Source organism: Roseateles sp. P5_B10, from assembly GCF_056400485.1.
The window spans coordinates 1-12,859 of record NZ_JBFULE010000092.1; the positions used below are offsets into that span (position 1 = coordinate 1).

Below are 12,859 nucleotides of genomic sequence, written 5' to 3' on the forward strand. Positions count from 1 at the left end.
GCACGGTGTAGTTGTCGGTCAGCGCCGCCAGGAGGCGGGCCTGATAGGCATGGCGGTAGACCTCCAGGCCTGTCGCGTGGTCGCCAGCGAGCAGGCCGGTCGCGTCCACGCCGTCGCGGATGGCAGCGGCCAGTCGCTGCTGTTGCTGGATGACGCTCATGAGGTGGTCGCCAGGCGGCGGGCCACGGCCAGCTCGGCCAGCAGGCTCTCCAGCGGCGGGATGTGGTCGTCGCGCTCGATCATGGTCGGCACGGTGCCAAACCGCTTCACGGCATGCTGGTACAGCACCCAGACCTCGTCGCGCACCGGGTGGTCGTGGGTGTCGATGACGATGTCRCCACGGTCCTCGTGGCCGGCGAGGTGGATCTGTCGCACGGGCTCGACGGGAATCGCATCGAGGTAGGTAACGGGGTCGAAGCCGTGGTTGCGGCCCGAGACATAGACGTTGTTGACGTCCAGCAGCAACTGGGCGCCGGTGGCCTTGAGCAACTGGGCGATGAAGTCCCACTCCGTCATCTCGTCGGCCGCGAAGCGCACATAGCTGGAAACGTTCTCCAGCACCAACGGCCGGCCGAGGATGTCCTGCACCTGGGCAATGCGGCCGCCCACATGGTCCAGCGCCGCTCGCGTCAGCGGCATCGGCAGCAGGTCGTGCAGCTGGCTGTGGGCGTCGGCGCTCCAGCAGAGGTGGTCGGACACCCAGCCGGGTTCAAGCCGGTCCGCCAGCGCTTTCAATTCGCGCAGATAGCCCAGGTCCAGCGGTGCGGGCCCTGCCACGGACAGCGACACGCCGTGCATGACCAGCGGGTAGTCCGCGCGGATGCGCTCCAGATGCGCCATCGGCGGGCCGCCGGGCACCATGTAGTTCTCGGAAATGATCTCCAGCCAGTCGGGCCGCACGGTGGCATCCACGCCCGCCTCGAAGGCCGCGTAATGCTCGACGCGCAAGCCCAGGCCGAAGCCTTCAATCTTGGTCATTCAGTCGATGAAGAGAACACAGCCACAGAGGCACAGAGGCACAGAGAAATCACCAGCACATCGCGGCAGCCGAGCCTCTCTGTGCCTCCGTGTCTCTGTGGCTGAATTTCAGAGATGGCGGCGAGGCCGCATGCGACCTCGCCCGTTTCAGGCCGGCTTACTTTTCAACTTTTCCGCCAGCCTTGGTGCACTCGTCAGCGCTCTTCTTGCTGACCCAGCCCTGGCCCTTGCAGCCGTTGTGGCCCTTGCAATCGCTCTTGGCGGTTTTGCACTCGGAAGTGCCCTTGCAGCCGTTCACGCCGGAGCACTTGACCATGCCGTCGGCGGCCATGGCGGTCGTCGGCACGGCGGTGGCGAACAGGGCAGCAGCGGCGGCAGCGATGCCCAGGCCAGTCTTGAGGGATGCGTTCATATCGAGTCTCCAGGAGATAAAAGTGGATGAATGTGAGAGGTTTCACCACAGGCCGATTCCGGATGCATCCGACATCGACTTGCCAGCTTCTGTCGGGGGCCATGCCCAACTCCTTACAACCGACAGGCAGATTCTGATTACCTGACGTTATGACTGCAATGGCGCGTGGCATTCGTCATGGTCCGGCGCCAGCCGCTAGAGTCCGTCAGCTTCGCTTCCGATCCCCATGCTGAACACCGAAACCCCGAGCACCCGGCATCCCGACCTGGACACTTACGCCACGCCGGCACTGCTGGATGCATTCATCGCCGATCAGGTCGATGCCGTCGCAGCCGTCAAAGCCGCCGCGCCTCAGCTCGCCGCCGCCGTGGACGCCGCACTGCCGCGCATCCGCGCCGGCGGCCGGCTGCTGTATGCCGGCGCCGGCACTTCCGGGCGGCTCGGCGTGCTGGACAGCGTGGAGCTTTACCCCACCTTTTCCTGGCCACGGGAACGGGCCGTCGCCGTCATCGCCGGCGGCCAGGGCGCGATGTTCGTCGCCGTCGAAGGCGCCGAAGATGACCGCGCCCAGGGCGCCGCCGACCTGAACGCGCTGAGTCCCGGCCCCAATGACGTGGCCCTGCTGCTGGCCGCGTCCGGCGGCACGCCCTATGTGCTGGGTGCCATTGAGGCCGCCCGCGCGGCCGGCGCGCTGACCATCGGCTTTGCCAACAACCCCGGCGCGCCGGTCACCCAGCAGGCCGAGATCGGCATCGTGCTGGACACCGGCGCCGAGGTCATCTCCGGCAGCACGCGCCTCAAGGCCGGCACCTCGCAGAAGATCGCGCTGAATACCTTCTCGTCGGCCCTGATGGTGCGGCTCAACAAGGTCTACGGCAATCTGATGGTGGACCTGAAGGCGACCAACGTGAAGCTCGTCAAGCGGGCAGTGGCGCTGACCGTGCGCGCCTCGGGCGCGAGTGAGGCCGATGCGCAGGCTGCGCTGGCGCAATGCGACCACCATGTGAAGACGGCGCTGGTGATGCTCAAGCGCGGTGTCGATGCGCGCGAGGCGCAGGCCTTGCTGGACAAGGTCGATGGCAGCGTGAGCCGGGCACTGGCTGCGTGAACACCCAGCAACGCTCGCCCTGGGCGTGGATCCCGACGCTCTACTTCGCCCAGGGGATTCCGTACGTCGTCGTCATGACGCTGTCGGTGGTGCTCTACAAGAACCTCGGCATCTCCAACACCGACATCGCCCTCTACACCAGCTGGCTCTACCTGCCCTGGGTCATCAAACCGCTGTGGTCGCCGTTGGCCGAGTTGTTCGGCACCAAGCGGCTCTGGGTCACGGTGCTGCAGTTCTTCGTCGGCGCGGCGCTGGCCGGCGTAGCGCTGACTGTTCCCGCGGACAAGGTCTTCCAGCTGTCGCTCGCGGTCTTCTGGCTGATGGCGTTCGCGTCCGCCTCGCACGACATCGCGGCCGACGGCTACTACATGCTGGCCCTGCCGCAGCACCAGCAGGCCGCCTTCGTGGGCGTGCGCTCGACCTTCTATCGCCTCGCCAACATCGGCGGCCAGGGCGGCCTGGTCTATCTCGCCGGTGAGCTGACCGAGCGCAGCGGCAGCGTCGTGCAAGCCTGGACCTGGGTGTTCTGGCTGCTGGGCGGGCTGTTCGTGCTGCTGGCGGCCTGGCATGCGCTCGTGTTGCCCCGGCCTGCGGCCGACGTGCAAGGCCCTGGCCGCGGCGCGGCGCGCGGGCTGGCAGCCGAATTCATGGCCGTGTTCGCCAGCTTCTTCAAAAAGCCGGGCATCGCCATCACGCTGGGCTTCCTGCTGCTCTACCGCTTCCCCGAGGCGCAGCTGCTCAAGCTCGCTTCACCCTTCCTGCTCGACCCCGTCGACAAGGGTGGCCTGGGCCTGTCCACCAAGGCCGTTGGCATCGCCTATGGCACGGTCGGCCTGACGGCACTGACGCTGGGTGGCCTGGCCGGCGGCTGGATCATCTCCCGCATCGGCCTGAAGCGCGCGCTGTGGCCGCTGGTGCTGGCCATGCATGTGCCCAACGTCGCCTTCCTGCTGCTGGCCATCACGCATCCGACCAGCCTCGCCGTCATCAGCGGCGCGCTGGCCGCCGAACAGTTCGGCTACGGCCTCGGGTTCACGGCCTATCTGATGTACATGATCCACGTCGCCGATGGCGCCCAGAAGACGGCGCACTACGCCATCTGCACCGGCTTCATGGCCCTGGGCATGATGATTCCCGGCATGTGGAGCGGCTGGCTGCAGGACCACATCGGCTATGTGCCCTTCTTCGCCTGGGTGCTGGTGGCCACGCTGCCGAGCTTTGTCATGGCGGCGCTGATCAAGGTGCCGGACAACTTCGGGAAGAAGGACGAGTGAGGGACCGACTGCTCTCCCTTGACGCATTCCGCGGCTTCGCGATCGCGGCGATGCTGCTCGTCAACAACCCCGGCGACTGGGGCAACGTCTACGCGCCGCTGCTGCACGCGCACTGGAACGGCTGGACCTTCACGGACTGGGTCTTCCCCTTCTTCATCTTCATCAGCGGCATGGCGATGACGCTCAGCCTCGCGCGCCGCGCGCAGGCCGGCGCCAACAAGGCCGCCCTGCTGCTGAGCACGTCACGCCGGGCGCTGGTCATCATCGGCATCGGCCTGCTGCTCAACCTGATCCCCAACTTCAACTTCGAGACCCTGCGCATTCCCGGCGTGCTGCAGCGCCTGGGCCTGTGCACACTGGCCGCGGCGCCCATCGTCATCTGGCACGGCCAGCGCGGCGTGGCGCTGTGGGCCGTGCTGCTGATGGCCATCTACACGCTGATGCAACTCTGCCTGCCGGTGCCCGACGCAGACGGCATCGTCCACATTGGCCTGCTGGAGCCGGGCAAGGATGCGGGCGCCTGGCTGGACCGCCTGCTGCTGGACGGCCACCTGTGGAAGCAGGCCAAGGTCTGGGACCCCGAGGGCCTGCTGTCGACGTTGCCTGCCGTGTCGACCCAACTGCTGGGCGTGCTCGCCGGCTATGTGCTGGCCTCCAAGAGGCAGCCCGCCGACAAGGCCATGACCTGGGTGCTCTATGGCCTGGCCTCGCTGTGGCTGGGCCAGGTGCTCGACTCGCTGCTGATGCCCATCAACAAGTCGCTGTGGACGCCGTCCTTCGTCTTCGCGATGGCCGGCTGGGCCTTGCTCGTCTTCGCCGTCTTCTACTGGCTGCTGGATGCCATGCCACAACCGCTGGCCCGCCAGCGCTGGGCGCGCGTGTTCCACCCGCTGGTCGTCTTCGGCATGAACGCCCTCTTCCTGTTCGCGCTGTCGGGCCTCGTTGCCAAGACGCTCTACACCGTCAAGTTTGCCGACGGCGCCAGCCTCGGCCGCGCGCTGTACGCGCCACTGCGCGACTCGGGCCTCGCACCGAAGAGCGCCTCCCTGCTGCACGCCATCGCCTTCGTGCTCTGCATGTACGCCATCGCCTGGCTCATGTATCGCAAGCGCTGGTTTATGAAAGTCTGATGCCATGAAACGCCGCGACCTGCTCAGCCTCGCCTCCGTTCCGCTGCTTTCCGCCTGCGCCACGGCGCCCGCCCCCGTGCCGCCGGGCGAGGCAGCGCTGGCGGCCACGCCGCCAGCGCCCGCAGCATCGGCCGCCACCGTGCTGACCCCGCCGCCGCGCGAATGGCGCGCCGCCTGGATCGCCACCGTCGCCAACATCGACTGGCCCAGCAAGCCTGGCCTGAGCGCTGAAGCGCAGCAGGCCGAGATCAAGTCCTTGTGCGACACCGCCGTGCGCATCGGCCTCAACGCGCTGATCCTGCAGGTGCGCACCAGCGCCGATGCCCTCTACGAATCCAAGCTGGAACCCTGGAGCGAATACCTCACCGGCACCCAGGGCCAGCACCCCGGCTACGACCCGCTGGCCGTCTGGCTGGCCGAAGCCCGCGCCCGCGGCCTGGAGCTGCATGCCTGGATCAACCCCTACCGCGCGCGGCACAGCACGGCCAAATCCGCGCTGGCCGAGACGCACATCGGCCGCAGCCGCGACTGGGTCAAGCGCTATGGCGACCAGCTCTGGATGGACCCCGGCGAGCCCGCCGCCGCCGAGCAGACCCTGGCCGTGGCGCGCGACATCCTGAGCCGCTATGCCGTCGACGGCATCCACATCGACGACTACTTCTACCCCTACCCCATCAACGATCCGGCCACCAAGCAGGAGGTCGACTTCCCGGACGAACCGAGCTGGCAGCGCTACACGGCCAAGGGCGGGTCCCTGAGCCGGCACGACTGGCGCCGCTACAACGTCAACACGCTGGTGCAGCGTCTGTACGCGCTGGCCCATGAAGTGCGCCCCGGCACGCGCGTCGGCGTCAGCCCCTTCGGCATTCCCAAGCCCGACGCACGCCCGGCCGGCATCAGTGGCTTCAGCCAGTACGACAAGCTCTATGCCGACGTGGAGCTGTGGCTGCGCGAGGGCTGGATGGACTATCTCGCGCCCCAGCTCTACTGGCCGCGCTCGCAGACGGCCCAGTCCTTTGAGCCGCTCTTGCAGGCCTGGCGCGCGTCCAACCCCCTGGGCCGGCCCATCCATCCGGGCCTGTTCACCAGCCGCATCAACGACACCGACAAGAGCTGGCAGCCCGACGAGGTGCTGGCCCAGATCGACATCATCCGGCGCGCTTCGCCGGGCAGCGGCCACATCCACTTCAGCATGGCGGCGCTGTCGCAGAACCGCAAGGGCATTGCGGACGCGCTGCGCAGTGGGCCCTACGCGGCGCCCTGACGGCCTGGCTCAGTACGCGTAAGTGATCTTGCGCAGCTGCACCTCGTAGCCGCGGTCGCTGGTGCTCAGCGACGACGAGGTGCTCTTCACGCGCAGATAGACCGCCATGGTCTTGCCCGTCGCGTTGAAGTAGTTGACCTCGGTCTTGCCGTTGATGATGGCGCCGGCCTTGATCAGCTTGCCGCTGGCGTCCAGCAGCTCCATCGTCGCATTGAAGGCAAAGATATCCAGCAGCGTCGGCGGGTCCAGCGTCAGCGTGGTCTGCAGCGTCGTCGAAGCGGCCAGGTTGACCGAGTAGATGTCGACGAACTGCGGGTAGGCCGGCTGCAGCGTGCCGCGCACCCGCGCCGGGAACACGTTCAGGTATTGGGCCTGGGCCAGCGTGTCGTTGGGCTCCTTCTCCAGGCGCAAGCCGCGCGCCGCAATGATGGCCTGCTCGGCGTCGACGATGCCGGCACCACAGCCTGTACAGCTGCCCGGGAAGGCGCGCGCGGTAGAGCGCATCAAGGAGGCCATGTCCGACGGCAACACCGTCGAGTTGACGGCCGCCATCAGCGCAGCCACGCCGGCGACATGTGGCGCCGCCATGGACGTACCGCGCAGCCAGCTGTAGCCGTCGGCCACCGGGCCGCTCATGCCGGAGTTGGACAGCGACAGCACGTTGCCGTAGGTCGCGTCGCCGCCGGGCGCCGCGATGTCCACCATGTCGCCGTAGTTGGAATAGCTGGAGCGCGCGCCGACCTTGTTCGTCGCGGCCACGGCCATCACATGCTTGCAGTTGGCCGGCGTCTGCTTGGCGACGTCCTGGCTGTCGTTGCCGGCCGCGACAACGATCACCGCCCCCTTGTTGTAGGCGTAGTTGATGGCCGACTGCGTGATGCTGGCACAGGCCGCTTCGCCGCCCAGCGACAGGTTCATGATCAGCGCCGGGTTGGCGTTGGCCGGCACGCCGGCGACCGAGCCGCCCGCGGCCCAGACGATGCCGTCGGCGATGTCCGACGTGGCGCCGCCGCACTTGCCCAGCACGCGCACCGGCACGATCCTGGCCTTGGGCGCCACGCCGGTCACGCCCAGCGCGTTGTTGCCCACGGCGGCGATGGTGCCGGCGACGTGGGTGCCGTGCCAGCTGCTGTTCTGGGCCGGTTTGTCCGCGCCGCACTGGTTGGCTGTGACGTTGTCGCCGGGGTCGCCGGCATTGCTGTCGCGGCCGCCGCCGTCGCCGGCGCGGGTGCTGTCGGTGATGAAGTCATAGCCCGGCAGCAGGTTGGCCGCGATGTCGGCATGCGGCAGTACGCCGGTGTCCAGCACCGCCACGCGCACACCGGAGCCCATGCCGATGTCCCAGGCCTTGGGCGCGTTGATGCCACCGGTCGGGTCGCTCATGTCCCACTGGTTGGCCCAGTTCGTGTCGTTGGGCGTGAAGGTGGGCTGCATGACGTGGTCGATCTCGACGGACTCGATGCTCGGGTCCGACAGCTGGATGTCGCGCGCCAGCTGGGCCAGCGCGCTGGCCGGCACGCGCTGGGCGAGGCGGATGACGCGATGGCCCAGGGCGCTTTCCCGGTCGAAGGCCACGCGCTGGCCGCGCGCCTCGCTCATGGCCCGAAAGCCCTGCAGCGCCGCCTTGGCGGCCACCGGCGTGCGCGCGCCGTCGCGGAACTTGATGATGAGGCCGGCGGCCTGGGGCTCTGTGCGGGCCTGGGTCTGGCTGGAGGCCGGGTTCATCACGCTCAACAGTGCGGCGGCGATGAAGCTGAGGGCGAAGGGCTTGTAGGTCGGGTGCATGGAAGGCTCCGTGTCAAAGAACCCTCATGCTCGACAGCGCCCGTTGCAGCCCCGCTTCAGTGGCGCACGCGGTTGGTTTCGTTTGTTGCGCGCGCCCCCTAGCTTGCGCGCCCGGGCGCCGTTGTCATGCCGGCTTCACGGCGGCTGCCTAGCCTGCCGTGCTTGAACCAACGGAGACATCCATGCGCCGCACCCTCACCCGCCTCGCACTGCTGCTGCTTGCCGCCGCCAGCCTGCCCGCCTGGGCCCACGATGCCGACGGTGACCGCCGCGGCGGCAACACCGGCATCGCCAGCGTGCAGCTGGGCCCGCGCCCCTTCTTCCTCGTCAACGAGATGAACGACAGCCCGCTGAAGAAGCGCCTGCAGCATTGCGCCGCCTCGCGCGAAAGCTACAGGCCCACGCTGTTCTCCATCGGCCACCGCGGCGCGCCGCTGCAGTTCCCCGAGCACACCAAGGAGAGCTATGAGGCCGCCGCACGCATGGGCGCCGGCATCGTCGAGTGCGACGTGACCTTCACCAAGGACAAGGAGCTGGTCTGCCGCCATGCGCAGAACGACCTGCACACGACCACCAACATCCTCACCACGCCGCTGGCGAGCAAATGCATCAAGCCCTTCACGCCGGCCGCCTTCGACGCCGCCGGCACCCTCATCGCACCCGCTGCGGCCGAATGCCGCACCAGCGAGCTGACGCTGGCCGAGTTCAAGACCCTGCGCGGCAAGATGGACGCCTTCAACCCGCGCGGCCGCACGGTGGCCGAGTACATGGCCGGCACGCCGAACTTCCGCACCGACCTCTACGCCGGCCCCACCAGCGGCACGCTGCTGACGCTGAAGGAAGCCATCGCCTTGTTCCAGCAGCTCGGCGTGAAGATGACGCCCGAGCTGAAGGCACCCAGCGTCGTCATGCCTTTTGACGGCTTCACGCAGGCCGCCTATGCGCAGAAGATGCTCGACGAGCACAAGGCGGCGGGCGTGCCGGCGCGAGACGTGTGGGCGCAGAGCTTCGACCTCAACGACATCCTGTACTGGGTCAAGAACGAGCCGGCTTTCGGGCGCCAGGCCGTCTACCTCGATGACGCCAACGTGCCCACCGACGTGCCCACCGCCGAGCAGCTCAAGGCCTACCGTGCCCAGGGCGTGCGCATCGTCGCGCCGCCGCTGTGGGTGCTGCTGGCAGCCGACACCAGCGGCAACATCCTGCCCTCGCAGTACGCGCGCAACGCCAAGGCCGCCGGCCTGGACATCATCACCTGGTCGCTGGAGCGCAGCGGCATCCTGGCCGACGGCAACAACGGCTCCTACTACCAGACCTATGACAGCGCCATCACCCGCGAGGGCGACATGTTCCGCATGCTGGACGTGCTGGCCGAGCAGGTCGGCGTGATCGGCGTGTTCTCGGATTGGCCGGCCACCGTCAGCTTCTACGCCAACTGCACTGGCCAGAAGTAAGCCGGCTCAGGCAGGGCGGCGCGCCACCATGAGGTGATACGTGCCGCGCAGCCCCGCCTCCTCGAAGCCACAGCTGGCGTACATGCGCCGCGCCGGGTTCTCGGGGTGGACGGTCAGCGCGACCTGGGCATGGCCGGCCCGCCAGGCGGCGTCCAGCGACGCCAACATCAGCGCCTTGCCGATGCCCTGGCGCTGGAAGGCCGGCCACAAGCCGATGCCCAGCTGCGGCGTGCTCGCATCCACCGACGCCAGGCCCACGCCCTCGGGCAGCAYACGCATCCAGCAGGCGCCCGCATCCGCGCCATTGCGCACGGCCACGAGGCCGATGTCGCCGGGCCGGCCCCAGTCATCGGCATAGATGCGCACGCCAGGGTTGTCCAGCACTTCGCGCGGGCGCAGCGGCGCGGGCGGCGGGTCCCACAGCGCGATGTGCAGCCAGTCCCACAGCGTGGATTGGTCCTGCGGGAACAGCGGGCGAAAGTGCAGCATGAGTCAGAGCCTAACGGCGCGGTCAGCCGCCAGTCTGAGGTCATGGCGATCACGCCAGCAGCAGCTTCGCCGCAGCGGCCATCGCGGCCTCGTCCTTCAGCACGTCGCCGGGCCGCGTGCCGTCGCCCAGCACGGCGCCGCCCCAGCGCATCTTCATGTAACCGGCGCTGAAGCGCAGGCTGTCCACCAGGGGTGCAGCCAGGTGGGGCTCGTCGCCGCTGCTGGTGGCGCACAGCACATACATGGCCTTGCCGGCCATCTGCGGCTTGAAGTCCAGGCCCGGCACGCGCATGAAGGCGCTCCAGTGGTCAAGGTAGAGCTTGAGCGGTGCGGGCAGGCTGTACCAGTACAGCGGCGAGGCGACGAGGAGGTCCGTCGCCCACAGCGTGTCCTTCAGCACTCGGCCGAGATCGCCCTCGGGCTCGGGGTATTGGSCGCTGCCTTCGTGGCGCACGTCCACAAAGGGCGGCAGCCCCAGCTCGGCCAGACGCAGCCAGCGCACCTCGGTGCCGTCGGGCAGAGCCGCCACGGCCGCACCGGCCATCAGCTCGGCATTGCCATCGGCACGGGTGCTGGCGAGCAGGACGAGGACACGGCGTGCGGCGGGTTCGGTCATGGCGGCAGAGGTGCTTTGGCGGAAGCAAATGATGGCTCCAAGCCCATGCCCCTTGCGCGCCACAGGGCAAGCGTGCAGCCTGCTGACCTCCCCCTCCATCTGCGGGGCGCCCCCCAGGCTTTGGGGTGGGCGCCGCGGGGACTTCAGTCGCCCAATGGCGCGACAGCCTCCTCGGGAGAACCAACATGCGCCGTGCCCTGCTTGCCCTTGCCCTGTCCACCCTCGGAGCGGCCCAGGCCGCCAGCGTGTCCGTCTACAACAGCCTCGCGGCATGGCAGGGCGCCATCAGCGGGGCGGCGCAGACGCAGGACTTCTCCGGTTATTCGTCCGGCACCAACCTGACAGGCGTGGCGGTGCTGCCCGGCGTCACGCTGACCAGCAACCTCGGCCCGGTCCAGGCCTTCGCGCAGACGGCCACGGCCTTTGGCGCGCGCAACCTCGGCAATGCCTACTTCGAAGGCCATTACGCGCTGCCCTTCCTCGCCGCCGCGCTGGACATCACGGCCTTCGAATCCAGCCCCGGCGTGCCCAGCACCGCGGTCGACCAGGGCCTGCTGTCATTCCTCTTCAGCGACGGCACGACGCAGGACCTCGCCATCTCGGGCGGCAGCGGCGCGCCGATCTTCGTCGGCGTGATCTCGACCAGTGCCATCGCGGCCTTCCGCTGGACCGAGGCACACGAAGGCAACGGCGGCAACGAAGAGACCGGGCTGGACAACCTGCGCGTGGCCATGCGCTCCACCAACCAGCTGCCGCTGCCTGGCTCGCTGCCGCTGGCGATGCTGGCCTTGCTGACGTCAGGTGTACTGCCGCTGGTGCGAGGCCGCCCGCGCTGATCGGCGCGAGCCGCTTCGCTCAGAAGAACCCGAGCGCGTTCGGCGAATAGCTGACCAGCAGGTTCTTCGTCTGCTGGTAGTGGTCGAGCATGGCCTTGTGGGTCTCGCGGCCGATGCCGGACTCCTTGTAGCCACCAAACGCCGCATGCGCCGGATAGGCGTGATAGCAGTTCGTCCACACGCGACCGGCCTGGATGGCGCGGCCCATGCGGTAGGCGCGGCTGCCATCGCGGCTCCATACACCGGCGCCCAGGCCGTAAGGCGTGTCGTTGGCGATCTGCAGCGCCTCGGCCTCGGTCTTGAAGGTGGTCACGGCCAGCACCGGGCCGAAGATCTCCTCGCGGAAGATGCGCATGTTGTTGTTGCCCTGGAAGAGCGTCGGCTGGATGTAGTAGCCGCCCGCCAGGTCGCCGCCGAGATGGGCGCGGTCGCCACCGATCAGCACCTTGGCGCCTTCCTCCTTGCCCAGCGCGAGGTAGGTCTGGATCTTGTCCATCTGCATGGCCGAAGCCTGCGCGCCCATCATCGTGTCGGTGTCGAGAGGATTGCCCTGCTTGATGGCGGCCACGCGCTTGAGCGCCCGCGCCATGAACTTGTCGTAGATGCTCTCCTGGATCAGCGCGCGGCTGGGGCAGGTGCAGACCTCACCCTGGTTGAACGCGAACAGCACCAGGCCCTCGATGGCCTTGTCCAGGAAGGCGTCGTCCTCGGCCATCACATCCTCGAAGAAGATGTTGGGGCTCTTGCCGCCCAGCTCCAGCGTGGCGGGGATCAGGTTGCTGGCCGCCGCCTGGGCAATGACCTTCCCGGTGGCGGTCGACCCGGTGAAGGCGATCTTGGCGATACGCTTGCTGGTGGCCAGCGGCATGCCGGCCTCGCGGCCGAAGCCGTTGACGATGTTCAGCACGCCCGGCGGCAGCAGGTCGGCGATCAGCTCGGCCATCACGAGGATGCTGACCGGCGTGCTCTCGGCGGGCTTGAGCACCACGCAATTGCCCGCGCCGAGTGCCGGGGCCAGCTTCCAGGCCGCCATCAGGATGGGGAAGTTCCACGGAATGATCTGGCCCACCACGCCCAGCGGCTCCTGGAAGTGGTACGCGATGGTGTTGCCGTCGATCTGGGAGAGAGCGCCTTCCTGCGCACGCACGCAGCCGGCGAAGTAGCGGAAGTGATCCACTGTCAGCGGGATATCGGCGTTCAACGTCTCGCGGATGGGCTTGCCGTTGTCCACGGTCTCGGCGTAGGCCAGCAGCTCCAGGTTCTGCTCGATGCGGTCGGCAATCTTCAGCAGCAGGTTGGCGCGGTCGGCCGGCGGCACAGCGGCCCAGCTCGCGGCAGCGGCGTGGGCGGCGTCCAGCGCCAGCTCGATGTCTGCGGCGCTCGATCGCGCGGCCTGCGTGTAGACCTTGCCGCTGATGGGCGTGATGACGTCGAAGTACTGGCCCTCCACGGGCGGCACGAACTTGCCGCCGATGAAGTTGTCGTAACGCGCCTTGTAGGCGATCTTGGCGCC

At 68.3% G+C, this 12,859-nt stretch carries 12 protein-coding genes; 6 read left to right on the forward strand and 6 right to left on the reverse strand.

What is annotated here, in order from left to right:
• Positions 1 to 156: 156 nt before the first annotated feature.
• Complete coding sequence (gene bufB / locus AC1DU6_RS08860; protein WP_477856765.1) at positions 157 to 978, reverse strand: MNIO family bufferin maturase; 822 nt, start codon at positions 976 to 978, stop codon at positions 157 to 159.
• A 157-nt stretch (positions 979 to 1,135) separates the two neighbouring features.
• Positions 1,136 to 1,390: a BufA2 family periplasmic bufferin-type metallophore gene (bufA2, locus tag AC1DU6_RS08865; RefSeq protein WP_056200244.1), complete on the reverse strand. Its 255-nt coding sequence runs from the start codon at positions 1,388 to 1,390 to the stop codon at positions 1,136 to 1,138.
• A gap of 226 nt (positions 1,391 to 1,616) precedes the next feature.
• Here bufA2 and AC1DU6_RS08870 point away from each other — a divergent pair, with 226 nt between their 5' ends.
• From AC1DU6_RS08870 to AC1DU6_RS08885, 4 genes are read left to right on the forward strand one after another with little or no spacing between them, the layout of a single operon-like run.
• Positions 1,617 to 2,498: an N-acetylmuramic acid 6-phosphate etherase gene (locus AC1DU6_RS08870; RefSeq protein ID WP_477856766.1), complete on the forward strand. Its 882-nt coding sequence runs from the start codon at positions 1,617 to 1,619 to the stop codon at positions 2,496 to 2,498.
• Positions 2,495 to 3,772, forward strand: coding sequence for an MFS transporter (locus AC1DU6_RS08875; RefSeq protein WP_477856768.1), 1,278 nt, complete (start codon positions 2,495 to 2,497; stop codon positions 3,770 to 3,772). The genes AC1DU6_RS08870 and AC1DU6_RS08875 overlap by 4 nt, the downstream gene beginning before the upstream one ends.
• Positions 3,769 to 4,902, forward strand: a complete 1,134-nt coding sequence (locus AC1DU6_RS08880) for an acyltransferase family protein (RefSeq protein ID WP_477856770.1) — start codon at positions 3,769 to 3,771, stop codon at positions 4,900 to 4,902. The genes AC1DU6_RS08875 and AC1DU6_RS08880 overlap by 4 nt, the downstream gene beginning before the upstream one ends.
• Before the next feature lie 4 nt (positions 4,903 to 4,906).
• Positions 4,907 to 6,166 carry a glycoside hydrolase family 10-like protein gene (locus AC1DU6_RS08885; protein WP_457447559.1) on the forward strand — a complete coding sequence of 420 codons (1,260 nt, stop codon included), beginning with the start codon at positions 4,907 to 4,909 and terminating at the stop codon, positions 6,164 to 6,166.
• Between the two features lie 9 nt (positions 6,167 to 6,175).
• Here the strand turns inward: AC1DU6_RS08885 and AC1DU6_RS08890 are convergent, their stop codons facing one another.
• Positions 6,176 to 7,951, reverse strand: a complete 1,776-nt coding sequence (locus AC1DU6_RS08890) for a S8 family peptidase (RefSeq protein WP_477856772.1) — start codon at positions 7,949 to 7,951, stop codon at positions 6,176 to 6,178.
• Between the two features lie 182 nt (positions 7,952 to 8,133).
• Between AC1DU6_RS08890 and AC1DU6_RS08895 the strand changes: the two genes are divergently transcribed.
• The gene (locus tag AC1DU6_RS08895) at positions 8,134 to 9,405 is read left to right on the forward strand and encodes a glycerophosphodiester phosphodiesterase family protein (protein WP_477856774.1); all 1,272 of its coding nucleotides are present in this window, start codon (positions 8,134 to 8,136) and stop codon (positions 9,403 to 9,405) included.
• Positions 9,406 to 9,411: 6 nt separating this feature from the next.
• Here AC1DU6_RS08895 and AC1DU6_RS08900 read toward each other — a convergent pair whose 3' ends face one another.
• Both AC1DU6_RS08900 and AC1DU6_RS08905 read right to left on the reverse strand, forming a co-directional pair.
• On the reverse strand, positions 9,412 to 9,894 hold the full coding sequence (locus AC1DU6_RS08900; RefSeq protein WP_477856776.1) for a GNAT family N-acetyltransferase: 483 nt from the start codon (positions 9,892 to 9,894) through the stop codon (positions 9,412 to 9,414).
• Positions 9,895 to 9,943: 49 nt separating this feature from the next.
• Positions 9,944 to 10,510 (reverse strand): flavodoxin family protein, encoded by a 567-nt coding sequence (locus AC1DU6_RS08905; protein WP_477856778.1) that lies wholly within the window; start codon positions 10,508 to 10,510, stop codon positions 9,944 to 9,946.
• A 185-nt stretch (positions 10,511 to 10,695) separates the two neighbouring features.
• On the opposite strand from AC1DU6_RS08905, the gene AC1DU6_RS08910 reads away from it, so the two are divergent.
• Positions 10,696 to 11,346, forward strand: coding sequence for a hypothetical protein (locus AC1DU6_RS08910; RefSeq protein WP_477856780.1), 651 nt, complete (start codon positions 10,696 to 10,698; stop codon positions 11,344 to 11,346).
• Positions 11,347 to 11,365: 19 nt separating this feature from the next.
• Here AC1DU6_RS08910 and exaC read toward each other — a convergent pair.
• Positions 11,366 to 12,859 (reverse strand): acetaldehyde dehydrogenase ExaC (exaC, locus tag AC1DU6_RS08915; RefSeq protein ID WP_477856782.1); only part of this gene is annotated, 1,494 nt, incomplete at its 5' end.